At 69.1% G+C, this 24104-nt stretch carries 15 protein-coding genes; 3 read left to right on the top strand and 12 right to left on the bottom strand.

The features are described 5' to 3' along the window. Positions 1-212: 212 nt before the first annotated feature. From TsocGM_RS26495 to TsocGM_RS12760, 4 genes are all read right to left on the bottom strand, one after another. Positions 213-521, bottom strand: a complete 309-nt coding sequence (locus tag TsocGM_RS26495) for a hypothetical protein (protein ID WP_199756773.1) — start codon at positions 519-521, stop codon at positions 213-215. Positions 522-628: 107 nt separating this feature from the next. Beyond that, a complete protein-coding gene (locus TsocGM_RS12770; protein ID WP_126725761.1) occupies positions 629-1705 on the bottom strand; it encodes an L-threonylcarbamoyladenylate synthase in 1077 nt (358 codons plus the stop codon). Then, on the bottom strand, positions 1665-2873 hold the full coding sequence (locus TsocGM_RS12765) for a homospermidine biosynthesis protein (RefSeq protein WP_126725760.1): 1209 nt from the start codon (positions 2871-2873) through the stop codon (positions 1665-1667). The genes TsocGM_RS12770 and TsocGM_RS12765 overlap by 41 nt, the downstream gene beginning before the upstream one ends. A 66-nt stretch (positions 2874-2939) precedes the next feature. Further along, complete coding sequence (locus tag TsocGM_RS12760) at positions 2940-3485, bottom strand: pyruvoyl-dependent arginine decarboxylase (protein WP_126725759.1); 546 nt, start codon at positions 3483-3485, stop codon at positions 2940-2942. A 264-nt stretch (positions 3486-3749) separates the two neighbouring features. Here TsocGM_RS12760 and TsocGM_RS26015 point away from each other — a divergent pair, with 264 nt between their 5' ends. Next, on the top strand, positions 3750-4964 hold the full coding sequence (locus TsocGM_RS26015; protein WP_158633526.1) for a hypothetical protein: 1215 nt from the start codon (positions 3750-3752) through the stop codon (positions 4962-4964). A 96-nt stretch (positions 4965-5060) separates the two neighbouring features. Here TsocGM_RS26015 and TsocGM_RS12750 read toward each other — a convergent pair whose 3' ends face one another. The 5 genes from TsocGM_RS12750 to TsocGM_RS12730 form a co-directional block, all read right to left on the bottom strand. Continuing rightward, on the bottom strand, positions 5061-5312 hold the full coding sequence (locus TsocGM_RS12750) for a hypothetical protein (RefSeq protein ID WP_126725757.1): 252 nt from the start codon (positions 5310-5312) through the stop codon (positions 5061-5063). Between the two features lie 637 nt (positions 5313-5949). After that, on the bottom strand, positions 5950-7143 hold the full coding sequence (locus tag TsocGM_RS12745; RefSeq protein WP_126725756.1) for a mandelate racemase/muconate lactonizing enzyme family protein: 1194 nt from the start codon (positions 7141-7143) through the stop codon (positions 5950-5952). Positions 7144-7183: 40 nt separating this feature from the next. Beyond that, a complete protein-coding gene (locus TsocGM_RS12740; protein WP_126725755.1) occupies positions 7184-8179 on the bottom strand; it encodes an ROK family protein in 996 nt (331 codons plus the stop codon). A gap of 33 nt (positions 8180-8212) precedes the next feature. Further along, positions 8213-8806, bottom strand: a complete 594-nt coding sequence (locus tag TsocGM_RS12735) for an SIS domain-containing protein (RefSeq protein ID WP_126725754.1) — start codon at positions 8804-8806, stop codon at positions 8213-8215. 284 nt (positions 8807-9090) lie between these two features. After that, on the bottom strand, positions 9091-10155 hold the full coding sequence (locus TsocGM_RS12730; RefSeq protein WP_126725753.1) for an SMP-30/gluconolactonase/LRE family protein: 1065 nt from the start codon (positions 10153-10155) through the stop codon (positions 9091-9093). Between the two features lie 283 nt (positions 10156-10438). On the opposite strand from TsocGM_RS12730, the gene TsocGM_RS12725 reads away from it, so the two are divergent. Next, positions 10439-10906, top strand: a complete 468-nt coding sequence (locus TsocGM_RS12725; protein ID WP_126725752.1) for a DUF4177 domain-containing protein — start codon at positions 10439-10441, stop codon at positions 10904-10906. Positions 10907-10945: 39 nt separating this feature from the next. Here the strand turns inward: TsocGM_RS12725 and TsocGM_RS12720 are convergent, their stop codons facing one another. After that, positions 10946-11941 carry a GGDEF domain-containing response regulator gene (locus TsocGM_RS12720; protein WP_126725751.1) on the bottom strand — a complete coding sequence of 332 codons (996 nt, stop codon included), beginning with the start codon at positions 11939-11941 and terminating at the stop codon, positions 10946-10948. Positions 11942-12250: 309 nt separating this feature from the next. On the opposite strand from TsocGM_RS12720, the gene uvrA reads away from it, so the two are divergent. Then, a complete protein-coding gene (gene uvrA, locus TsocGM_RS12715; RefSeq protein WP_126725750.1) occupies positions 12251-18682 on the top strand; it encodes an excinuclease ABC subunit UvrA in 6432 nt (2143 codons plus the stop codon). Positions 18683-18697: 15 nt separating this feature from the next. On the opposite strand, the gene TsocGM_RS12710 is transcribed toward uvrA, so the two are convergent. Together TsocGM_RS12710 and TsocGM_RS12705 are read right to left on the bottom strand one after the other, a co-directional pair. Beyond that, on the bottom strand, positions 18698-19930 hold the full coding sequence (locus TsocGM_RS12710; RefSeq protein WP_126725749.1) for an AAA family ATPase: 1233 nt from the start codon (positions 19928-19930) through the stop codon (positions 18698-18700). A 194-nt stretch (positions 19931-20124) separates the two neighbouring features. Beyond that, the gene (locus TsocGM_RS12705) at positions 20125-23994 is read right to left on the bottom strand and encodes a S8 family serine peptidase (protein ID WP_158633525.1); all 3870 of its coding nucleotides are present in this window, start codon (positions 23992-23994) and stop codon (positions 20125-20127) included. Positions 23995-24104: the final 110 nt, after the last annotated feature.

Raw genomic sequence — 24104 nt, 5'->3', positions numbered from 1 at the left:
GCCACCCGGCCGGCACTCCCGATCGGATGGACCTCCGGGGACCGATCCTGCTTCGGGCAAAGAGCGTGCCCACGAGGCGCTTTGCCGTAAGACACTCGAAGACAATCGATTACGCTGAGGGACGAATCGCCCGACGCGGCGCCTCGGCGGTTTTCTCGCCACGCTCGATGAGAAACTGTCCTGGATTTGGGGTGGAGCGGATCTCCGAGGAGCTAGGGGAGCTCGTGGAGCGGGAGGCCCGGTGACGGGGAGGGCGACCGGGGAGAGCTCGTCTGGTCGAGTTCCGGAGGGTCGGCCGACCCGTCGACTCCGGGCCGGTGGCGAGGCCGACGGGTGGCGTCTCGGTCCATCCCGTTGAGGTGGGCGGTGGAGTAGCGGCCGTAGGAGTCCTCGCCGAGGTGAGCGTCCTCGGGGGAGACGTCGAGCAAGTGCTTGGCCCGGGCTCGGACCTTCTTGTGGCCGGCTCGCTTCAGCTCGCGCTTGGTTTCCCGGAGTTGCCGCTTCTCGTCGTTTCGGCTCATTGCCCGGCCTCCGATCGAGGGGCCTCGAGGGGGGATCGCCCCCCGACCTCGGGTCGAGCGGGTCGAGGGGGCAGACCACGGGAGGCAATCGTCCCCCGACCGTCGCTTCAGCGATAGGAGCGGGGGTCCTCTCGATCATACCGGATTCCAGGAGCTCGGCCGGGTTCGGCCGGTGCGGTCGCCCTCCGGAGGCGGTCCCTGATCGCGACCCAGGGCGGGAGGTCGGGAGGCATTCGGATGAGGATCCGATCGGCTTCCGAAGAGTCGCAGCGGTGCAGGGCGTCGTAGAGGGATTTCGAGGCGGCAACCGGGTCGGGGAGATCGATCCGGAGGCAGGGTTCGAGCTCCGAGAGGTCCCTCGGCTCTCCGCCGACGACGATCACCGCGAGGAGGGCCCCCGTCGGGGAAGGGGGGGGCGACTCTCCTGGCTCGATGCGGATGGCCGGGGTCCTTGGGGCGTAGTGGACGGCCATCAGGCCGGGACTGGCCGCGGCCGGGCCGGGGGAGGCGATCGCGACGGTCGGGGAGGAGGGCAGGACCGGGAAGCCCAGTGCCTCCGCGATCTCGTCTGCCGTGATCGGCCCCGGGCGGAGGATCCGGGGGGGATCGCTCGTGAGATCGAGCACGGTCGATTCGAGGCCGACGGCGGTGGGGCCCGCGTCCAGGATCAGGTCGATCCGGCCGTTGAGGTCCTGGGAGACGTGCTCGGCCCGGGTGGGGGAGATTCCGTTCGATCGGTTGGCGCTGGGAGCGGCCAGGGGACGGCCGACTCGGGCGATCAGGGCCCGGGCCTCGGCGACGGCGGGGACCCGGACGCCGACCGTCGCTCGGCCCCCGGTGACGACGTCGGGGATGATCCGGGAGCGGGGGAGCACGAGCGTCAGCGGGCCAGGCCAGAAGCGTCGGGCGAGGAGGTCGGCGGACTTGGGCCACTCGGCGACGCAGCGTCGGGCGAGGTCGATGCCGTCGGCGTGGACAATCAGCGGGTTGGTCGGCGGCCGGCCCTTGGCGGCGAAGATGCGGGAGACGGCGGCCGGATTGGTCGCGTCGGCGCCAAGGCCGTAGACCGTTTCGGTCGGAAAGGCGACGAGGCCGCCAGAGCGGAGCAGAACGGCTGCCTCGGCCAGAGCCGGAGCGTCGAGGTCATCGAGCGCGATCGACCGTATCGGGGTAGCTGGGATCACGAGAGGGTTGCTCGTTCGGCCCCTTGGTCTTCTGCTTTTCCCGACTGGCGAGGCCGGTGGGAAGGCCTCGGGAGACGCGATCGTGGTAGGCGTTCTTCAGCTGATCAAACATCGCCTCGCGGCGATCGTAGAGCCGCTTCAAGGGCCGGGGCTCGCGTCGGGCGAGGGCGTAGGCGGTCAGCAACGGCAGTGCAATGGTGCTATCCGTATAGCAAACCACCGCGTCGGGCAGCCGATCGGGGTCGACTTTGCCCCAGGTCATCGCCTCGTGCGGGGTGGCACCGGAGAGGCCGCCCGTGTCGGCTCGGGCGTCGGTGATCTGGAGGAAGTAGTCGTGCCCCGACTCTTCCAGGCCCAGGACCTCCTGGATTTGCGGCTCGGTCTGGAGGATGAAGTTCTTCGGGCTGCCGCCGCCGAGGATCAGGACCCCGGACGAGCCGCCGGAGCGCTTGGCGTCGTAGACGATGGCGGCGGTTTCGTTCACGTCCTTGAGCGTATCGAGCTGCAAGGAGCCGCCGGCCAGGGAGCGTTCGGCGGCGTTCATCCCGATGGAGCTGTCGCCGGGGCTGGAGGTGTAGATCGGCACGCCGGCCTGGAAGGCCGCGGCGAGCAGGCTGTTGCCCGGGGTCCCGCCCAAGGCGGAGGAGCGGGCGTGCAGGTACTTGCCGACCTCGTAATGGAACTCGGCGGTGCTCATGCTCCGAGAGAAGGCGTCGGAGGCGAGCAGCTCTCGGTAAAATGCGTCGGTGTCAAGCAGCGTTTTGTAATCGAAAACGATATCGTAAATGCGAATAATATCATGTTCCCGAAGCTTGAAATCATCCAGTCCGGGAAGGCTCTGGTGCAGGGGCAGATCCAGGGCGTAGTGGGTATCGTGGTACAGATTGGCCCCGGTGGAGACGATCCAGTCGACGAAGCCGGCCTTGAGCAGCGGGATCAGGCAGCTCATGCCCAGGCCGGCGGGGGTCAGCGCCCCGGAGATCGTCAGGCCGACGGTGCACTCGGGTTCCAGCATCTTCCTCGTGAAGACCTGGCAGAGCTCACGAAGCCGGCCGCCGTTGTAGCTGATCATCGCTCCATCAATCAGATCGGCGGCGGAAACGTCGCCGGTGACGGCGGGCGGGGCGATGCGGTGGCGGCTGATCTTGCGGAGGAAGTCGTCGGCCATCGGTGATCCCGGGGCGTGCGCCAAGCGAGGCGCGGGTGAGGGGAAAAGCGGCTGAAGGGGCCGGGCTCAGGGCAGGAGGATGGCCGCCGCCACCACGGTGGTCCAGTGGCCCCGGGCGTTGCCGACGGCGGTGGCGGTGATCTCCTTGGTCTGGTAGATCACGTCGGCGATTCTCCAGATCTCTCGCTTCTCGTCCCAGGAGCTGTCGGGGTCGAACTCGACGCCGAGCACGGTGGCCAGCATCTCGGCGGCGAGGTCCTCGGCATAATCCGAGGCGATCCGCTCGCTCTGGCCGTAGGCGTGGTGCTCGGAGAGGTATCCGAAGCGGTTGCGATCTCGAGGGATGGCCACGCCGACGCTGGCGGCGCACAGGCGGTTGGGCTCGGCGGTGGCGCACTCGCTCATCACGCAGTGCACGATCTGGCCGGGCTGGAGCTGCTCCAGGCCCTCGTCGATGGAGATCTCCTCGCAGTTGGGCGGGAAGATGCTCGACACCCGGACGAGGTTGTAATAGGCGATCCGGGCATCCCGCAGAGCCAGCTCGAAGCTTGAGAGCTTCTCGCGATGGACGCCGACACCCTTGGTGAAGAACAGCTTCTTGGGGACGTACATTTCGGGGTTCGCTCTCCTCGCTCGGTGTACGGATCCGGAACCGCCGGTGCCCCGAAGATCGCGAAAAAGACCCTGCAAGGCGGGTGCCGAATCGAATAGGACACTGTAGCGATCCGGGGCCTTCCCGGCAAGGGCGGCCGAGGTCACGAGGTCATCGAACAACCGGTTTCGCCGGGACGCGGGGCGATCGTGGCGATCTCGGCTCGGTTAGAATCATCATCGGAAGCGGCCGACCGGATCGAGGGAGGGGTCGAGGAGCCGGGGATGTCGCGCACGTTGGGGAGAAGGGCGGGAACCTGGGTCGCCGGGGCGAGCCTCGCCCTGGGAGTCGGGATCGTCTCGAGCCGGTTGGGGGCGGGGGTGTGGGCTTGGCTTGGGGCCGGAGCGGCGGGGGGGGGGCTGTGGGCCCTGTTCGCGACGTTCCGGAGGACCTCCGAGGTCGATTCGGAGGGGAATGCTGTCGGATCGGCGGAGGGGAGCGTCCTGGTCCCTTCCAGCGCCCCGAGAGACAACCGGCCAGCCGACGGCGAGGTCGGGATCGTGCCGGTGCTCGGGGTGATCGCCGGCGAAGGCCCCCTGGCCCCGGAGTTCCGACCGTTCGAGGCGCTGGGACCGCTGGCGGAGGAGCCGCCGGCCCGGGGATTCCGGGTCTGGGGGAGAAGGTTCCCCCCCCTGCTGGGACGAGTGGCGATCGTCTCGGTCTTCGTGGGCAGGGATGGCCAGCCGTGGTCCGATGACGAGCTGGTCGGAGCCCACCGCGCGCTGAAGCGGGCCGGAGCGTGGATCGAGCGGGAGGCGATCCGATGGCAGGTCCCGGTGAATGTCGACCTGGCGGATACGTACTTCTCGAGCGTGGAGGAGGACGCCGATCGCGAGGTCGCCATTTTCCGGCCGGATGACTGGGGAGGGATGGGCCTGCCGGACCCAGACGCCGAGGCCCGGATCCTCGGGATCCTTGGGAGGACAGCGGCGGCGCTGGGCTTCGCCGACCCGGTCGACCTGATCGGGAGGATCGGCCGCCGGATCGAGGCCGATCAGATCGTCTGGCTGCTCCACGTCCGGAGGGCGGGGAAGTCGATCGCCTTGCCTAGCGATGCGACCGGAATCCCGGGCGTGGCCGTCGCCGTCTGCTACGCGCAAGAGGAGGACTTCGAGGCGCCGATGTCCGGGCCGCCGTTCGCGGACCCGATCACCTTCGTGCACGAGCTGATGCATCTGTTCGGAGCGAACGACAAGTACGACCAACCTCGGTCGCACGTTCCGCACGGGACGGTGAGCGAGCGGGACATCATGGTGCTAGGCGTGGAGGCGTTGTCTCGCCTGGCGGTCGAGCCGCTGACGGCGGTCGAGATCGGCTGGGCGTCGTCGCCGACGGAGCGGCCGACGGGACCGGTCCGGCCGCTGCGGAGCGCGGCCGACGGGGGGATCCGCGGGACGTCGCCCGCCGGGAAGAAAAAACGCCCGCGTCGGCCGAGATGATCGGCCGGCGCGGGCGGTGGGAGTGATCAGAATGGATTGGGACGGATTCAGGGTTGACCGCAACGATCGGCCGGGAGAACGAACCCCCCGGTCCGGTCAGTTGACCTCGGCCGAATGGCCGGACTGAACGAGCCGATGGATGATTTCGAGGGCGTCCTCGGCCCTCCGAAAGTCGGCGTACTTGGCCATTGGCGCCGACACGGAGCCGTCGCCGTAGACCCCGACGATGGTATGCAGCCCGTTCGACTCGCCGAGGTCGGCCCGGACAAACAATCCCGAGCGGATGAGCGACGCGAGGTTGCGCTGCCAGAGTTGGACATCGGATAATTGCTTCTTCGTCGAGAGCATCGGCGAGTCCTCCCCTGAGGAGATGAGGACCATCCCTGGCCAGTTGTGGCGCCCGAGGACGCCCCGCTGATAATGTAGACGATAGAACGCCCCGAAGGGTTTGCCCGGCTCGATTCCGATCCTCGATCCTCGGGTCGGGCTCACTCCCGGCGGTCGTCCGAAGCGGGAAGCCCGCTCGGGGGGGCCGGGAGATTCGCGATGAGAATCTTCTCCGAGAGCCGAACGGGCGATTGCGTGTCGTCGTGTCAGGCTCCTCCCTGCTTGAGTCGCAAACCGGGGGCCGGGAGCGAAAAATCCGAGGAATGCATCCAATCACGGCTCCGTACGAATTCTACCGCATTCCTCCTTCTGGGTGACACCCAATTCGGGACCATTGTTCGGGACGAGGACGCGAAACGACGCAAGGGACGCAAGCCATTGATCGGAAACCACTTGGACGGCGGTTCCCCCGTCGAGGAGTCGGGCCGGGCCGCCCCTCGATTCGCCGAGGAACCGGACCCCGTTCCAGGGAAGGTGCCCGGCCGTCTGACCAGGCCCTCGGCCGGACGCCGGTTGATTCGGGGACAGGCCAGTTGGAAGCGTGGGCACCGTGCCCGAACTTCGGGCAGCGGAGCGAGCCCACACGAGTGCGACTGCCTCATCCGGTGGCTCCTCCGAGAGCCCGCCGCTTGTGCCAGTCCGGGGAAAAGATGTTGAAGTGCCCGGGCCGGAACGGGAGGGAGCGGATGATCTCCTCGTCCAGTTCGACTCCCCAGCCGGGCCCTCGGGGGAGGGCGAACGCGCCGTCGACGACGCCGGGGCAGCCCGAGGCGGCCGCGAGCACTGGGTTGCCGGGGGGACGGCCGGGGAGGGGGGAATCGGCCTCGAAGTCGTTGAAGGTTTCCATGATCCGGAGGTTCGGCAGGGTCGCGGCCAGGTGGAGATTGGCGGCCATGGCCACCGGGCCGGCGACGTTGTGCGGGGCCACGAGCATTCCGAACGCCTCGGCCATGCTGGCGATCGCCTTCGCCTCGGCGAGGCCGCAGCAGTGGGTCAGGTCGGGCTGGAGGATGGCGCAGGCTCGTTGTTCGAGGAAGGGGAGGAACTCGGATCGGTGGTAGAGCCGCTCTCCGGTGGCGACGGGAACGCCGACGGCGTCGGCCACGCGGCGGTGCCCGTTGGCGTCGAGCGGGTCGACCGGTTCTTCGACCCACCCGGGGTCGATGCGCTCCAGGGCCCGAATCACCCGGATGGCGTCGGCGACGCCGAACCGGCTGTGCATATCGATGAACACGTCGACTTCGGGCCCGACCGCGGCCCGGACCGCCTCGCAGAGGCGAACGACCTCGGCCAGCTCGGGCGAGGAGAGGGAGCCGAGCATCGTGCCGAAGGGGTCGAGCTTCAGTCCCCGGTAGCCGAGGGAGGCGACCTTCCGGGCCGCCTCGGCAAAGGCGTCGGGAGTGCGGTCGACGCGGTACCAGCCGTTGGCGTAGGCGGGGATCGAGTCCCGCACGGCCCCGCCCAGGAGCTGGTAGACGGGGACGCCGAGCGCCTTCCCCTTCAGGTCCCAGCAGGCCATCTCGACCAGGGCGATCGCCGTGGTGACGACCTCTCCCGGGCGGCCCTGATCGCCGACGATCATGGTCCGGACCAGTCGCTCGGTGTCGAACGGGTCGACGCCGAGGATGTAGCGGTCCCGGACGGCGTCGAGGTAGGCCAGCAGCGCCTCGGTCCGGTTGGTCAGGCGGGCCTCGCCGAGGCCGACCAGGCCGTTGTCGGTCGTCAGCTTCAGGAAGGTGAGGTTGCGCCAGGAGGTGCCGAGCACCAGCACTTCGAGGTCGACGATCCGCATGGGGCGGTCCCTCCGGGTCGGAATCCGTTCCTGCCCCCGATCACGACGAGGCCGATCGGGCGGCCGTCCAGGCGTCCTTCGCCAGGGCGAGGCCCCCGAGCAGGACGACGGCCTCCCCCAGGGCGGCCGGCACGACGTCGAACGAGCCGAGGAAGGGAGGGAAGGCGAGGCGGTTCAGCCGGCGTCGGATCGGGTCGAACCAGAGGTCCTCGCCGATCATCGAAACGCCTCCTCCGAGGATGATCCGGCTGGGGCCGAGGAGCGTGACGGCGTGCGCCAGCCCGGCGGCGAGCGACCGGGTCGCGTGGTCGAGGATCGCCTTCGAGGCGGTGTCCCCCAGGCCGGCGGCCATGGCGACGACTTCGGCCGAGACTTGCTCGGGGTCGCCGTCGACGAGGTCGGAGAGCGTCTCGGCGTCGGGGAGACTCTCCGCCACCGCCTGCCGGGCGGACCGGCCGATGGACCAACCGGAAGCCGCTTGCTCCACGGTCTGCCCTCCGAGCCCGTTGTCGTCTGGCGGAGTGACCCAGAGGTGTCCGATCTCGGCGGCGCCGAGGCCGGTGCCGCGGTGGATGCGGCCGCCGAGGATCAGGCCTCCGCCGACTCCGCTGCCAATGGTGACGTAGAGCAAGGGATCCTTCCCCTTGCCGGCGCCGAACCGAGCCTCGCCGAGGCCGGCGGTATCGGCGTCATTCTCGATCGAGACGGCTTCGACGCCGAGTTCGCGGCGGAGCCAGTCGGCCAGGGGAAAGCCATCCCAGCCGGGGACGTGGTGCGAGGTGGTGATGACACCCCGGGAGGAGTCGATCGGCCCTCCGAAGCCGACGCCGACGGCCTCAATCGCCGTTCGGGTCAGGTTGAGCGACCAGCAGCAGTGGTCGACGAGTTCGAGGAGCTGGGCCCGGATCCCCTCGGCGCCGGCGGCGAGGTCGACGGTGGCTCGCCGTTGCTGGAGGATGGTTTCGTCGCCGTGCCCCAGCGCGGCCTGGAGCTTGGTCCCGCCAATCTCGACGCCGAGCAGCAGGGGCTTCGCCATGGGAGGTCTCCATCCCCTCCTCGATCCGGCGGATCAGGCCGAGGCGGCCGGGCCGGAGATGCGCCGGTAGAGATCGCCAATCAGCCAGTGGAAGGCGACCATGTGCAGCGACTCGGCGGTCCCCATGTCGTCGACCGGGCAGTGCAGGTTGTGGTGGGCGATCTCCTTGAGCTTGCCGCCGCCGAAGCCGGTGATGCCGACCGTGATCAGGCCGTGGGCGTTGGCCCACTCGACGGCCTTGAGGATGTTCGGGCTGTTTCCCGAACCGGAGATGGCGAGGACGAGGTCGCCGGGAGAGGCGTAGGTCTTCAGCTGTTCGAGGAACACGCGGTCGTATCCCTCGTCGTTGGCCCAGGCCATGATGCCGGCGGTGTTATCCGTGAGGCTGAGCACCTTGAGGCGCTTCTGGGACTCGAAGTCGCGGAGGGTGCACTTGTTGAGGTCCTCGCACAGGTGCGAGGCGTTGGCCGCCGAGCCGCCGTTGCCGATGACGAAGACGAAGCGGTCGGCGTGATAGGAGCGCTCGATCAGGTCGGCGACCGTCTCCAGCTGCGAGGCGTCGATCCGCTGGATCTCCCGGCAGACGCGGTCGAGATACGCCCGGGCGTCGAGGTTGGCGGCGAGCATGCGCGGGGTTCCGTTCCGTATCGGGTCGGTGCGGCGGGGGGCCTCCGTTCGGGATCGAGCATATCCGAGGGGGGCGGAGGCGCCAATCGAAGCCGGGGCGGCGTGGTTCCGGATCCCCCTCGAAGCCGAGGCTCCTCGGCGGGGAGGAGGGGCGCGGACGGACGGGTCGAGCGACTCGAGGCCGGTTCGCTCCTCGAGCCGATCCCGATCCGAGCCCGAGGGGGAACCGAGTCCCCGACGGGCATCCCGGGGCTCGAAGTCGCCGAGATCGGAGACTTCCGGGACTACTTGCCGGCGGTCAGTCCCCTGGTCTTGGTGGGGATCCGGCACAGGTGCATGTCCGCGGTGACGAAGAGGGTGGAGCCGTCCTCGCCGCCGAAGGTGCAGTTGGCGGTTGCCTCGCCGGTCTTGAGGGTGCCGAGGTGGGTGCCGTCGGGGGAGAAGACGAGCACTCCCCCGGGGCCGGTGGCGAAGATCGTCCCGTCCTGGGAGACCGCCATACCGTCGGGGAGGCCGGGCTCCTTGCCGACCAGCTCGGTGACGTCGGCCAGGACCTTCCCCTCACCGATCGTGCCGTCCTCCTTCACGGGAAAGGCCATCCAGATGGCGCGATCGGGGTCGGAGTTGGCGACGTAGAGCGTCTTCTCGTCGGGGGAGAAGCCGATGCCGTTGGGTCGGCTCATCTCCTTCGTGAGCAGGGTCAGCTCGCCGTCGGGGGAGAGGCGGTAGACCCCCTGATAGTCGAGTTCCTTGGCCGGATCATCGACGTTTCCCGGCAGCCCATAGGGGGGGTCGGTGAAGTAGAGCGATCCGTCGGACTTGAACACGGCGTCATTGGGGCTATTCAGCCGCTTGCCCTGATACTCGGCGGCGAGGGTCTCGAAGGTGCCGTCCTCTTGGAGTCGGGCCACCCGGCGGTCGCCATGTTGGCAGAGGATCAGGTCGCCATCGGGGCTGAACACGAGACCGTTGGACCCGGGCTCCTGGCCGGTGAAGGCGGCGGAGCCGGTGTAGCCGCTCGGCTTCAGGAAGGTCTGAATGCCGCCGTCCTCGGTCCACATGAAGACGGTGTTGCGGGGGATGTCGGAGAACAGCAGGGCCCCCTTCTCCCGCCACCAAACGGGACCTTCGGACCACTCGAAACCGGTGGCGAGGATCGCCAGCGACTGCCCCTCGGGGATCAGGGAGCGAAGCCGCTGGTCCTTGACCTCCACGGTGCCGAGGGACGGGTAGGGGGGGGAGTTGGCCTGCTGGGCCGACACCTCCCTCGTCCCGGGGCTGACCAGGGGAGAGAGCAGGGCGACCGTCGCCCAGGCCAGGGGACGCGCGATCCGATGGAATGTGTTCATCGTCGGTTCCGGTAGATCGAAGGCTTGTCGGAATCCTGGCGACGTGACGAGCGGGGCGTCCGGCCCCGCTCGCACCGGGACGGCCTCGACGCTCGACCATAGTCGAGCCGGACGCGGGCGGCAACGGCCCGATCCCCGGTTCCTTCCCCATCCTGAGGTCCGGCCCGAGGGATTCCTCCCCCGGCGACTGGAACGGCCATCGAGGAAGCGATAGGCTACCAGTCCTGATCGCACCCTCAGGCATCCCATTCCTCGCGTCCCCTCCTTCCCCCGGGTTTCGATCATGTCTAGCCCGCCGACGATCACCGTGACCTGCTCGTGCGGTCGGACGTTCCTGGCGCCCGACTCGGCCGCCGGCAAGCGGGCCCGATGCCCGTCTTGCGACAAGGGGGTCCTCGTCCCGGTCCCCTCGCTGGAAACGAGCGAGGTCGACCACCTGTCGACGACGCAGCTTCGGATGATCGCCCGGCTTCCCTTCCCCCCTTCGGAGGCCCGACCCGAGACGGCGAACGCTCCCGCCGTCGACACGACCCCGGCCTCCTCCCCGCCTCCGGAGTGGGGGCTCCGGGAGTACAAGGTCCTGGGTCGATCCGACGAAGGGCACGATGCGGGGAGCTTCCAGCCCCAGGACCTGGAGGCGGAGCTGAACACCCACGCCGCGCAGGGGTGGCGGCTGCACTCGATCGTCGCGATCCGGGTCCCAGGCACGGCGGCCGACCAGGTGATCGCCATCCTGGAGCGTCCCGCCTGATCGCCGAGGGGAGAGCCGACCTCCGCTGGCGACGACCGACTATCCAGGACCGCCGGCCGGGGCGGCGATCACCGGCAATCGGTCGGGACGAGGCCCCAGGTCCCGGTAGTGGGTGACGCAATTCCGGCCGCGCTGCTTCGAGCTGTAGAGCGCCCGGTCGGCCTGGTCCAGCAAGGCCGAGGGGGTCGGGCTCGCCGGGGTGAGCGTGGCGACGCCGAAGCTGGCCGTGATCGGATCGACCGGCCACGATCGGCCGGCGATGCACTGGCGGAGCCGCTCGGCGAGCGCGACCCCATCGGCCGCCCCGGCTCGGGGCAACAGGACCACGAACTCCTCGCCGCCGTACCGGGCAATCAGGTCCCGGTCCCGGACGTTTCGTCGGAGCTCCTCGGCCACCGCGACCAGGACCTCGTCGCCGGCCGGATGGCCGAAGGTGTCGTTGTAGCGCTTGAACCCGTCCACGTCGAGCAGGATCACCGTCAACGGCAAGCCGGACTCGGCGGCCATCAGGAAGTTGGACTCGAAGAGCCGGTGGAAGTGGCGGCGGTTTCGGAGGCCGGTCAGGGCATCGGTGACCGCCATGTCGGCCAGCCGGGCGTTGCGTTCCTCCAACTCGTGCTTCAACGCTTCCAGCTCCAGGGAGCGGCGGACCAGCCCCTCCTGCATCTCGAGGATGCGACGGGCGATCTCGACCCGGGCCAGTAACTCGTCCAGATGGAGCGGCTTCGTCAGGAAGTCGTCGACGCCGGCGCGATACCCCTCCAGCCGGGCGTCGAGACCGGTGCGGGCGGTAATGAGGATGAAGTACGTGTAGAACGGCCCGGCCCATTCCCGAAGCCGTCGGCAGAGCTCCAGCCCGTCGAGGCCAGGCATCACCCAGTCGGAGATCACCAGCCGGATCGACCGGTCCTCCAGGAGCCGGTGCTCGGCCTCGAGTCCATCGTCGACCACGACGACCTCATAGCGGAGGCGGCGGACGGCGTCGACGATCAGCGCCGAGCTGTACGGATCGTCCTCTGCGAGCAGGAGTTTCATCAGAGCTTCGGCCGGACGACGGTGACTCGGACAGCCTTCGGCGGCGCCCGACGCGCGCGCCCGGTCGCCCCCCGACATCCCCGTCCCGAGGGAACCCTAGGGCGCGAATCGCCGCCGGTGAGGCTCCTGTTGCGCAAGATCACACCCACAATCCCAATGATGAAATCACGCATCATGTCGTCGCTCGGCCGCACCCGCCGAGGCAAGGGAACGGTCCTGGACAGACGTACGGGAGCCCGCTAGAGTAATGCGGCCGGCCCCCCGAGGGGCTGGCACCAGGGAGACGCATCAGGGAGGGGGCGCGCAGGGATGGCCATGGGTGACATCGTGGTCCGGGGAGCCCGGGAGCATAACCTCCGCGACGTGTCGCTGGAGCTGCCAAGAGGGGCGTTGATCTGCTTCACGGGCGTCTCGGGTTCGGGGAAGAGTTCCCTGGCCTTCGACACGTTGTATGCTGAGGGGCAGCGGCGCTACGTCGAGAGCCTCTCCAGCTACGCCCGCCAGTTCCTCGGACAGTTACCCAAGCCGGACGTCGACCGGATCGACGGCCTGAGCCCGTCGATCTCCATCCAGCAGAAGACCGGAGGCCGCAACCCGAGGAGCACCGTCGGGACGATCACCGAGATCCACGACCACCTCCGGGTGCTCTTCGCCCGGGTCGGCCGGCAGCACTGCCCGTCGTGCGGGAGGCCGGTGGCGGCCCAGTCGCGGGAGCAGATCGTCGCCCGGATCCTCGAGCAGCCCTCGGGAACGGCGATCACGGTCCTCGCACCCGTGATCCGAGGCCAGAAGGGGGAGCATCGCGACCGCTTCGCCGAACTCTCCCGGGCCGGCTACGTCCGCGTCCGAGTCGACGGCCGGATCGTCACCCTGTCCGACCCGCCGAGTCTGGACCGGCAGGTCAAGCACGACATCGAGGTGGTGATCGATCGGATCAAGCTCGGGCCGTCGGCCCGTCCCCGGCTGGCGGAGGCGGTCGAGGCGGCCTTGAGGCTGGGGGACGAAACGGTGATCGTGGCGGTCGAGGACCGGCCGGATCTGGTCCTCTCGTCGCGGTACGCCTGCGCCTCCTGCGGCATCGGATTCGACGCTCCCAGCCCTCAGCTCTTCAGCTTCAACAGCCCGCAGGGGATGTGCTCCTCGTGCGACGGTCTCGGTGTGCGGCACGATTTCGACCCCGAGCTGCTGGTGCCGGATCCCTCGCGGTCGGTCTGGGACGGGGCGATCGCGCCGATCGGCCCCGTGAAGACGCTGGGCAAGTGGAAGCGGCATCTGTACGAAGGGTTCGCCGCCAACCTCGAGGCCGAGGGGGAGGGGCTGAAGAAGGGGGCGCTGCTCAGGACCCCCTGGGAGGAGCTCTCGCCGGAGCACCGATCGGCCTGGCTCTTCGGCACCGGCGACCGCACGATCGTCTACCGGTGGCGGAACCGGGGAAGGCACTGGTCGCACGCGGGATCGTGGAAGGGAATCGCCGTCGAGCTGCTGGAGAAATACCGAGGCTCCCAGGGCGGGCCCCACCGAGCCGCTCTCGAGCCGTACATGAGAAGCATGACCTGCCCCGACTGCGGCGGTGCCCGGCTCAACGATCGGGCGCGCTCGGTCCTGGTCGGAGGGCGGTCGCTGCCAGAGCTGGAGGCGATGGACCTCGGCACCCTCTCCCGATGGTTCGACGCGCTCTCGGGAGGCGAGGGCGGCGGCTCGGACAGTCTGCCGGAGCCGCTCGACCCCCTCTCGATGAGGATTGCCGAGGAGCTGCTGAAGGAGATCCGGGGGAGGTTGACGTTCCTCACGGACGTCGGCCTGGAGTACCTGACGCTGGACCGCTCGGCGCCGACGCTCTCCGGAGGAGAGGCGCAGCGGATCCGGCTGGCGAGTCAGGTGGGCGCCGGGCTCGTCGGGGTGCTCTACATCCTGGACGAGCCGTCGATCGGCCTGCATCCGAGGGACAACGACCGGCTCATCGCGACGCTCCAGCGGCTGCGGGACATCGGCAACACCGTCGTCGTGGTCGAGCACGACGAGGACACGATGCGGGCCGCCGACCTGATCGTCGACTTCGGCCCCGGGCCCGGCATCAAGGGCGGCCAGGTGGTGGCTCGGGGAGACCTCTGCTCGGTGGCGAGGAACCCGAGGAGCGTGACCGGCCAGTACCTCTCGGGCCGGAAGATGATCGCGGTGCCCGAGGAGCGGAGGGGGGCGTCGGATCGTTGGCTTCGGATCGTCGGGGCCCGGCAGAACAACCTGAGGGGAGTGGACGTTTCCCTGCCGATCGGCCGGTTCGTCTGCGTGACGGGGGTCTCCGGGTCGGGGAAGAGCTCACTGGTGAGGGACATCCTCCGCGACGCGCTCGCCCGGGACCTCAACGGCGCGAAGGTCGAGCCCGGACGGCACGATCGGATCGAGGGGGTCGACCAGCTCGACAAGATCATCGACATCGACCAGTCCCCCATCGGCCGGACGCCGAGGTCGAACGCGGCGACGTACATCAAACTCTTCGACGAGATCCGGGATCTGTATACGAAGCTGCCTGAATCCAAGACCCGGGGCTACAAGCCCGGCCGGTTCAGCTTCAACGTCCCCGGAGGCCGCTGCGAGGCGTGCGAGGGGAACGGCTCGAACCGGCTGGAGATGGACTTCCTGGCCGACGTCTGGGTGACCTGCCCGGTCTGCGAGGGGCACCGGTTCAACCGGGAGACGCTCCACTGCCGCTTCAAGGGCAAGAGCATCAGCGACGTCCTGGAGATGGACGTCCAGGAGGCGCTGGAACACTTCGCCAATATCCCGAAGATCGAGGCGATGCTCCGGACCCTGCACGACGTGGGGCTCGACTACCTGAAGCTCGGCCAGCCCTCGCCGACGCTCTCCGGAGGAGAGGCGCAGCGAATCAAGCTGGCGAGGGAGCTGGTCAAGAAGGGGACGGGCAAGACGCTCTACGTCCTGGACGAGCCGACCACCGGCCTGCACTTCGAGGACATCCGCCGCCTGCTCGACGTGCTGCACGGCTTCGTCGAGCAGGGGAACACGGTGGTGGTCATCGAGCACAACCTAGACGTGATCAAGACCGCCGACTGGATCATCGACCTCGGCCCCGAGGGGGGCGCTGGTGGCGGCCGGATCGTCGCCGAGGGGACCCCGGAGCACGTGGCGGCCGTTCCGGAGAGTCACACCGGCCGGGCGCTGGCGAGAGTGCTCTCAGGGCCGGTGGGAGTGCCGGAGCATTCGAGGAACGGCACGCCGAGGAAGGCCGGAGCGGCGGAGCTGAAGGAGATCTCGATCGAGGGGGCGAGCCAGCACAACCTCAAGGGGATCGACGTCCGCATCCCTCGCAATCGGATGACGGTTTGCAGCGGGCCGAGCGGGTCGGGCAAGAGCTCGCTGGCGATGGACACCCTGTACGCCGAGGGGCAGCGGCGCTACGTCGAGAGCCTCTCCAGCTACGCCCGCCAGTTCCTCTCGCCGTTGCAGAAGCCGAAGGTGGAGCGCGTCACCGGGCTGTCTCCGGCGATCAGCATCGAGCAGAAGACCACGAGCAAGAGCCCGAGGTCGACGGTCGGCACCGTGACCGAGATCCACGATTACTTGCGGATCCTCTACGCCCGGCTCGGGCACATGCACTGCCCCTCGTGCGGCACCCCGGTCGGCACGCAGACCTCCGACGAGATCGTGGAGAAGATCCTCCACCACCCGGAGGGGACCCGCATCTCCATCATGGCGCCGGTCGATCGCAAGGAGGGGGACGACTACGCCCCGCTCTGGGACGAGCTGCGCGGCTCCGGCTTCGCCCGGGTGCGGGTTGACGGCGTCTCGCACAGCCTGGACGAGCCTCCGACGCTCAACCGGAGGCAGCGGCATCGGATCGAGGTGGTCGTCGACCGGGCGGTCGTCCGCCGCTCGACGCGGTCGAGGCTGGCCGACGCGGTCGAGGCGGCGCTGGACCTGGGCCGGGGCGTGGTTCTGGTGGCGAAGGTGGGGGACAAGGCCGACGAAGCCCGCTGGCCCGTCCGACGGTTCAGCCAGCATCGCTCGTGCGAGGGATGCGGCCGAAGCTTCGAGGAGCTGTCGCCGCACCACTTCTCGTTCAACAGCCCGATCGGATGGTGCCCCTCGTGCGAAGGGCTGGGCGTCCAGCTCGGGGCGGATCCCGCCGCTCTGATCCCCGACGGCCGCAAGAGCCTCCGGGGAGGGGCCGTCGTGGTCTGGCCGGCGATCGATCAGAACCCGACCTTCGCCCGGATGATCGAGGCGATGGCCCGGTCCCTGGGGATCGACCCGGACTCCCCCTTCGACGAGCTGGAGGCCCGGCATCGCCGGATGATCCTCCACGGATCCGGGGAGCACTGGTTCGAGGTGCCGGCCTCCGCCGAATCGCCCGGGTTCCGGTTCCAGTACAAGGGGCTCTTCCCAGCGCTGGAGGAGGCAGGACGGCTCTCGTACCTCTACCGGGCCAAGCTGCGGGGTCTGGTCGCCGAGGCTTCCTGCTCGACCTGCATGGGGGGCCGGCTGAGGGACGACGCGGCGGCCGTCCGCTTCAAGGGGTTCACGATCGATCAAGTGAGCAACTGTCCCCTCGGGCGGGCATACACCTTCTTCAAGGGCTTGAAGCTCTCGGGAGACGAGCGGCACATCGCGGGCGACCTGATCCGGGAGATCCGGGACCGCTTGAGGTTCCTGGTCGACGTGGGTTTGGATTATCTCTCGCTCTCCCGGTCGGCCCCGACGCTCTCCGGCGGCGAGAGCCAACGGATCCGCCTGGCCAGCCAGATCGGCAGCGGCCTGACCGGGGTTCTCTACGTGCTGGACGAGCCGACAATCGGTCTGCACCCGAGGGACAACGCCCGCCTGCTGGGGGCACTGAGGCGCCTGCGCGACCTGGGAAACACGCTGGTGCTGGTCGAGCACGACCGAGAGGTGATCGAGGCGGCCGACCACCTCATCGACCTCGGGCCCGGCTCGGGAGACGGGGGAGGCCGGGTGACGGCAGCCGGTGCTCCGGCCCGGGTGAAGAAGGCGGCTCGGTCGCTCACCGGCCGATACCTGGCGGGGAAGGCGAGCATCCCGATCCCCTCGAACCGGAGGCCGTGCGACGGGCCAGCGCTGGTGGTCCGGGGGGCGAGGCACCACAACCTCAAGGGGATCGACGTGGCCTTCCCGATCGGAGCGGTCACGGTCGTCTCGGGGGTGAGCGGCTCGGGGAAGAGTTCGCTGGTCGAAGACGTGTTGATGAAGGCGTGCTCACAGGCGTTGCACCGCTCCCAGGTGACGCCAGGACGGCACGAGGCGATCGAGGGGCTCGATCGGATCGACAAGGTCATCAGCGTGGACCAGTCGCCAATCGGCGGCACGCCGAACTCGACCCCGGCGACCTACACCGGTGCCTTCGACCTGATGCGCGAGCTCTTCGCCCGGCTTCCCGAGGCCAAGATCCGGGGATACGGGCCCGGCCGGTTCAGCTTCAACATCCCTGGAGGCCGCTGTGAAGCGTGCGAGGGGGCCGGGCAGAAGCGGATCGAGATGCACTTCCTCCCCGACGTCTGGGTGTCCTGCGAGTCGTGCGGCGGCTCCCGGTACACAAGAGAGACGCTGACGGTCACCTACCGGGGCAAGTCGATCGCCGAGGTGCTGGAGCTGAAGGTCGACGCGGCGCTGGAGCTGTTCGCGGCGGTGCCGAAGCTGCGAAGGGTGTTGCAGACGTTGCACGACGTCGGGCTCGGCTACCTGCCGCTCGGCCAGCCGGCGCCAACCCTCTCGGGAGGGGAAGCGCAGCGGATCAAGCTCGCCGCCGAACTGGCTCGGCCCCAGACCGGCAAAACGCTGTACATCTTGGACGAGCCGACCACGGGCCTCCATGCCGACGACGTCCGCAAGCTGCTCGACGTGATCCATCGGCTCGCCGACCTGGGAAACACGGTCGTCATCATCGAGCACAACCTCGATGTGATCAAGACCGCCGACTGGGTGGTCGACATCGGGCCCGAGGCCGGCGAGCGAGGGGGCTCGGTCGTCGCGGCCGGGCCTCCGGAGGAGATCGTGCGGGCGAAGCGGAGCCTGACGGGGGCGGTCCTGAAGCCGGTGCTGGAGGCGGGGCCCGTCGCCGATCGGCCGCGGTACGACCCGGTCGCCGCCGCCCGCCGCGAGCTGGCCGAGGCGAGGAAGGCGGCCGAGGCGCTCGGCGAGGACCAGGCGGTCGCCCCGCCCTGGGAAACCGACGGCCGGCGCTGGCACACCCGGGACCGCGTCACCCGGACCGGCAAGCCGGCCCGATGGGACGGCGAGGCGCTAGGGCTTGTGGTTGACAGGATCGCAGCGATTGAGGGCTTCTCCGAGCCGGACTGGTCGAAGCGGACGCTCGTTCGGATCTCCGGGAAGGCTCCGGGCCCTGGAGTCCCGCCCTTCTTCGAGGCGAGCACCGGCTTCGAATGGTACCTGCTGCTCCGATTCCGGTTTCCCAACGGTTCGGGCTTCTCGCCCACCTCGATCCAGAAGGAACTCGGCCTGCAGCCGTTCGACCGCCTGGCGACGCCGGTCCTCTGCGATCTTCCCCGGGTGTCGATCGGCCCGGTCACAACGACCTCCAGCGAGCTGGTGATCGCCGCTCATTCGGCGGAGGAGCTGTCCACCCCGGCCTTCGACGCCCTGCTGAGAAGGCTGGCCGACGCCTACCTCGGCCGAGGGGCGGTCGACCCCTGGGGGGATGCCAAGGAACGGACTCGGGCGCTGCTCAGCGCGACGGGCCGGCGATGAGGAGGAGGGGAGGGGTCATTTCCTGGGGACCTCCACGGTTCGAAGGAGGTCGACGAGCAGGTCGTCGATCTTCCTTCCCTCGATCTCGGCCTCGGGGGTGAGGATCACTCGATGGCGGAGGGCGGGGACGGCGACCTCGATCACGTCGTCCGGCACGACGAACTCCCTCCCCTCCAGCGCCGCCGCCGCCCGGGCTCCTCGGAGCACGGCGACCCCGGCCCGGGGGGAGGCGCCGATGGCGAAGGCGGGCCACTCTCGGGTCCGGCGGACGATCGCGGCGATGTAGTCGAGCAGGCGGTCGTCGACGAGCACTCGAGCGCAGTGACGCTGCATTTCCAGCACCTCGCTGGGGCCGGTCACGGTCGCGACTCGGTCGGAGAGGATCGACTCGGGGCTCTTCCCCTCGGTATGCAGGCGAAGGATCTCGGTTTCCTCTTGGGGGGAGGGGTAATCGGCGACGAGCTTGAAGAGGAAGCGGTCGAGCTGGGCCTCGGGGAGGTGATATGTCCCCTCGGACTCGATCGGGTTCTGCGTCGCTAGGACCAGGAACGGCGGGTCGAGGATGTGCTCCTGACCGTCGACGGTGACTCGGGCCTCCTGCATGATCTCCAGCAGGGCCGCATGCGTCTTGGCGGGGGAGCGGTTGATCTCGTCGGCCAGCAGAAGCTGGGTGAAGACGGGGCCGGGACGGAAGCGGAACTGGCCGGTGTGCTCCTCGAAGATCGAGGTGCCGGTGATGTCCGACGGCATCAGGTCGGGCGTGAACTGGATGCGGTTGAAGCCGCAGCCGAGGATGCGCCCGAGCACGCGGACCAGCAGCGTCTTGCCCAGTCCCGGCACGCTCTCGATCAGCACATGCCCCTCGGCGAGCAGGGCGATCAGCAGGCCGCGGACCAGCTCGCGCTGGCCGACGTACACCTTGTCGATCTCGGTCTTGACCCGATTGGCCCAGTCGGAGACGGGGCGGATCGGTCGGTCGATCGCAACGCCGTCGGGGTCCTCGGCGCCGGAAGCCGGTGAGGCGTGGAGCTCGGGCCTGGAGGACCCGAGGTTGGAACTGGGAGCGGCCTGGCCGATCTCGCGGTCATCGGCACGCGCGAGCGAGTCGGACAGGGGATCCGAGGACGGCGAGGCGCTGGGGATGACGATCGGATGTTCGCATTGCTTGCAGCGGACGCGTTTCCCCGCGAGGCTGTCATCGACCTGATAGGGTCGGCGGCACTGGTCGCACTCGAAGGAGATCGGCATGGCGGCCCCGGGGCGGTTCTCGGGTCAAACAACGAGGGCCGGGGTGTCGAGCGGGCCCCGGGCGGATCTATCAGAGCGGGCCCGCCGAGTTGCGGTCAAGGCGCCATCGGTGGGGGCCCGATCTCGGGAACGACGAACGCCGGCCACCCTCGAACGGGCGGCCGGCGTCTGGGGAATCGTTGGGAGCGAAGGGATCAACCCTGGTTGGGGCGGAGCCTCGAGAGGGCGTCCCGGACCCGGGTGTTCCCCGCGTTCTGGCCCAACTGGCCGAGGACCGCGTCGACGACCGTCGGGTCCTGGGCCGAGGTGGACGAGGTCTCCGACCCGGAGGACGAGGAGGCCGGGCGGACGAGCCCGGGTTCCTGGAGCGTCCGCTGGGCGACGTTCAGGTAGCGGTCGTAGTACGAGGGGATGCCGACGTTCTGCGACCCACTGCCCGACTGATTGTTCGAGGTCCCGGTGCCGGGGGCCTCGGCCGTCGGGGACTCCTGAGTGGCCTGCGAGTTCGCCTGGGTCGCCAGGGCCCGTTCGGCGGCGGTGCGAGTCGCCCGAGAGGGCTTCGCCGGCGCGCTCTGCTCGAAGAGAGCGTAGAAGGGACCGGCGTTCGGATCGTTGACGCCGAGGCCGCGATTGATCCCGAAGCGGGTCGGGGTGTAGTTCCGGAACCGCCGGACAATTTGCTGCGGCACGAAAGCGTAGGTCGGCAGCAGGCGCTGGAAGTCGGCCCAGTTGCGGACCGGGGTGGCGTCGACGAGGTAGCCGCCGGCCGACCCGCGCTGGCGGTCGGTGATGACGAAGCTGTCCGGCGACGGCAGCAGGGTGTGGGCGAGCAGCTCGAACTGCTGGATCGAGACGACGCCGTCGAGCTTGCCGTCGGCGGCATAGTCGAAGAAGTTGAACCGGCGCTGGTAGACGTTGGGGTCGCCGGGCTGCTCGAGCTGGCTGGTCAGGCCGAGCGGGGAGATCGGGCCGTTGACGACGTCGGTGACGAAGTTCGTCGGCCCGTCGATGGCATTCTCGCCGGTCACTCGGGCGGTCCCGCCGAGCAACCGGGCCATCGCCCCGGCCTCCTGCATGCCGGTCGTGCTCGAGGAATTGACGAAGTTCTCGATCTCCTGGGCGGTGATGAGGCCGTTGTTGTTCGAGTCGATCAGGTTGATCGCCCCCGTGGAGAACAGGTAGGGCAGCGCGACCGAGCCTTCGATCGCCGCGATGGCGTTCCCCACGTCGACTCGGGAGAACTCGCGGTAGAAGGACGGGTAGCCGAGCGAGAACGGCTGGATCTGGTCGACGACCTCGTCGCCGGGGATGTCGGAATCCTGGGCCGGGACGGCGGTCCACTGAAGGATCGAGTTGATCCCGTGAGGGTTGGCGTAGGCGTCGAGGATCCGGAGCGAGCCCGACCCGAAGTTCAGTGCTCTCGCGTCGACCGGGTTCGTCAGGTAGGGGTTGACCGTCGAACCGGTCACGGCCAGATCGTTGTAGAACTCCAGGGCCGAGGCCAGCATGGCGAAGGAGCCGGTGACCATGGCCGAGGAGAGCGAGGTGCCCGCGTCGGTGAACGTCATGTGGTCGTTGTTGTCACCGATGAAGGTGCGGCGATAGGTCGGCACGTTCAAGGCCGGTGCGGCGAAGTCGGTCTTGTGCGTCCGGTTGGCGGCCGAGAGGAGACGATCGGAGTAGATCGTCAGGTCGTTGGCCGCGATGGCCGGAAGCGTGGCGCCGTCCGGAGCGAGCGACGCGGGCGGCAGCAGTCGGCCGAGCGGACCGGGGGACGGGTCGGTCGGCGGGGTCGTCGGGCCGAGCCGGAACGGGAACGAGTAGGAGCCGGTGACGGACACGACCTCGCTGAGGATCGCCGGCAGCGGCTCGCCGTTGACGTTCCCGATCGTCGGGTCCTGCGGGTCGCCGAACTGGCCAGAGGCGGCCACGGGAGTGATTCCCCGGTGCAGCAACCGCTGCATCTGGTTCTTCAGCGCGATGACCAGTTGCTTGTTTTGCCGGAAGGCGGTGCCCTCGGTGTCGAAGGTTTCGATCGTGCCCAAGCCGAAATTGGCCGCGACGACACGGTTAATCTGACCCCGGCGCACCGGGTCGTTGACGAACGGCGTGTCGGCGACGTATCGGATGGCGTCGTAGAAGGCCTGGTTGGTCGTGCCGGAGGCCAAGGGGCTGAAGGCGTTGACCGGCAGCAGGGTCGCCTCGGGGACGAACTGGGCGATGACGCCAGCGACCTGGGTGCCGTGGCCGTTGCCGGCGGCCAGGTCGTCGTTGCCAGGGCCGCCGGTGAAGACGTTCGTGCCCGGCGCGACCCGGCCTCGGAGCTGAGGAGTCTGGGCGTCGATGCCCGAGTCGACCACGGCGACGGCCGTATCCTCCCCCTGGAACGGCACGCCCAGGGTCCGGAGATCGCCCAGGCCGACGAGCTCGCCGGAGTTGGAGTAGGCCAGGCTCAGGGTTGACTTGAACTGCCAGATGCCGTCGCCGTCGGAGACGTACAGCGTCGTGCCGTCGGCCGAGAAGGTGATGCTCAGGCTCGACTCGACGAAGGCGCCCGAATCCTGCCGGCCGGAGGTATTGAAGCCCTCGGCGAAGGGAGTCACGGTGCCGTCGGGGAGCACCCGGACCACCCGGCCGCCGACGTTCCCCCCCGTCGTGTTGCCGTTAATCGGGACGGCGACGACCTGCCCGCTGACCGGGTCCGTCTGCAGGGTGATCGTGCCGGGGCCCTGGATCGGGACGTTGACCGGGTCGGTCGGCAGAGGGTCGACCGGGGTGATCGTCGTCGCCAGGCCGGTCGCCAGGTCGGTGACGAAGAGACTGCCAGCGAAGACCGGAGTCCCGATGACGGGTAGCGCGCCGCCGGTGCCCGGGGTGACGGTCGTCCCGTAGGAGAAGAACCCAAACTCGTCGAAGGCGGCGTCCTGGAACCGGCGGAAGGGTGTGGAGATCGCCCCCTCGGCGTCGGGAGTCGCGCTGTCGTTGACCCCGTTGCCGTTGCCGATCAGGAGATTGCCGTTGAGCCCCTGGAGGCCGCTGTAGCCGGGGAGGGCGGGGCTGAAGCCGGAGATCGCCGGCTGGCCGAAGTCGGTGAAGGCGGAGTAGACGTCCGAGGCGTAGTCCGAATTGGCCGAGGCCAACGCGACCTGGGGCCCGTAGGTCAGGGGGGTCGTCGAGACTCCCATCGGGAACGGGGCGCCGTCGACGATCGTGGTGCCGGAAACCTCGTTGGCGTCGAAGAACAGGGCGGAGAAGAGCGTGTTGTTCCCGGCGGGGGGGATCGGCTCGGGGCTGCCGAGATTGGTCCCGGAGCCGACGAACAGGCCGCGGAGGAAGTCCTGCTGCTGGGCCGGCGGCACGAGCACGGCGCTGGGACGGCGCTGGAGGTTGCCGGCGTCAACCCCTTGGGTGTACACCACGAACAGGCCAAGGAAGGTGCCGTCGGGGGCGATCCGGTAGACGGAATTCTTGAGGGGATCGGTGCGGTCGACCGAGGAGACGAACATCGACGGCAGGCCGTCGAAGACGCCCTCCACGTCGAAGGTGATGTCGTACCAGTTAACCAGGCCCGTCTCGGCGCCGGCGGAGTTGGCGGCGGTCGCTCCGGGCTCGATCTGGTCGATCACGGTGTTCAGGTCGAAGAAGACGGAGGTGTCGCCGGTCGCCGGGTCGACCCGGTAGATGACGCCGGGACGGCCGCCGGAGGTGATTGGCGGGGAGCCGGAATTGATGCCCCGGGTGATGGCGTAGACCGACTTGCCGAAGTCCCCTCCCGGCCCGGCCTCGATCCGGACCAGGTTGTTGCCGAAGCTCGACAGCGGGGTCAGCTGCGAGACGGCCACGTACGGGGCGGCGCTGTTGGTGAGGGCGGCGCCGGGGTTCAGGTCCACGTTGAAGACGTTCTGGGTCGTATCCGGCTGCGTGACGACGACGTCCGTGGCGACGGTCGACAGGTACGGCGCCAGCAGTTGCCGGTCCTCCAGCGGACGGAGGGCCTCGAACCGGTACTTTGGACGCCGGCGCGACTCCGTGGCCTTCGCCCGCGAGCGGTTTGGCTGGGACATTCCGTTCTCTCCTTTGGGCTGACTCGACCGTCCTGGACCGAGGCCGAAACGCCCGGCGCTCCTCGGTATCGGCGCGGAACGCGCCCGCTTCGCAGTGAAATCGCGGACCG

The organism is Tautonia sociabilis (assembly GCF_003977685.1).
GTDB lineage: Bacteria > Planctomycetota > Planctomycetia > Isosphaerales > Isosphaeraceae > Tautonia > Tautonia sociabilis.
Note: the sequence above shows the minus strand (reverse complement) of the source record. Positions and strands in the feature narration are given on the sequence as shown.

Excerpts from the sequence above, each read along its gene's own strand:
- TsocGM_RS26495 (WP_199756773.1), bottom strand. The coding sequence starts at position 521 with ATGAGCCGAAACGACGAGAAGCGGCAACTCCGGGAAACCAAGCGCGAG.
- TsocGM_RS12765 (WP_126725760.1), bottom strand. The coding sequence starts at position 2,873 with ATGGCCGACGACTTCCTCCGCAAGATCAGCCGCCACCGCATCGCCCCG.
- TsocGM_RS12760 (WP_126725759.1), bottom strand. The coding sequence starts at position 3,485 with ATGTACGTCCCCAAGAAGCTGTTCTTCACCAAGGGTGTCGGCGTCCAT.
- TsocGM_RS26015 (WP_158633526.1), top strand. The coding sequence starts at position 3,750 with ATGTCGCGCACGTTGGGGAGAAGGGCGGGAACCTGGGTCGCCGGGGCG.
- TsocGM_RS12750 (WP_126725757.1), bottom strand. The coding sequence starts at position 5,312 with ATGCTCTCGACGAAGAAGCAATTATCCGATGTCCAACTCTGGCAGCGC.
- TsocGM_RS12745 (WP_126725756.1), bottom strand. The coding sequence starts at position 7,143 with ATGCGGATCGTCGACCTCGAAGTGCTGGTGCTCGGCACCTCCTGGCGC.
- TsocGM_RS12740 (WP_126725755.1), bottom strand. The coding sequence starts at position 8,179 with ATGGCGAAGCCCCTGCTGCTCGGCGTCGAGATTGGCGGGACCAAGCTC.
- TsocGM_RS12735 (WP_126725754.1), bottom strand. The coding sequence starts at position 8,806 with ATGCTCGCCGCCAACCTCGACGCCCGGGCGTATCTCGACCGCGTCTGC.
- TsocGM_RS12730 (WP_126725753.1), bottom strand. The coding sequence starts at position 10,155 with ATGAACACATTCCATCGGATCGCGCGTCCCCTGGCCTGGGCGACGGTC.
- TsocGM_RS12725 (WP_126725752.1), top strand. The coding sequence starts at position 10,439 with ATGTCTAGCCCGCCGACGATCACCGTGACCTGCTCGTGCGGTCGGACG.
- TsocGM_RS12720 (WP_126725751.1), bottom strand. The coding sequence starts at position 11,941 with ATGAAACTCCTGCTCGCAGAGGACGATCCGTACAGCTCGGCGCTGATC.
- uvrA (WP_126725750.1), top strand. The coding sequence starts at position 12,251 with ATGGCCATGGGTGACATCGTGGTCCGGGGAGCCCGGGAGCATAACCTC.
- TsocGM_RS12710 (WP_126725749.1), bottom strand. The coding sequence starts at position 19,930 with ATGCCGATCTCCTTCGAGTGCGACCAGTGCCGCCGACCCTATCAGGTC.
- TsocGM_RS12705 (WP_158633525.1), bottom strand. The coding sequence starts at position 23,994 with ATGTCCCAGCCAAACCGCTCGCGGGCGAAGGCCACGGAGTCGCGCCGG.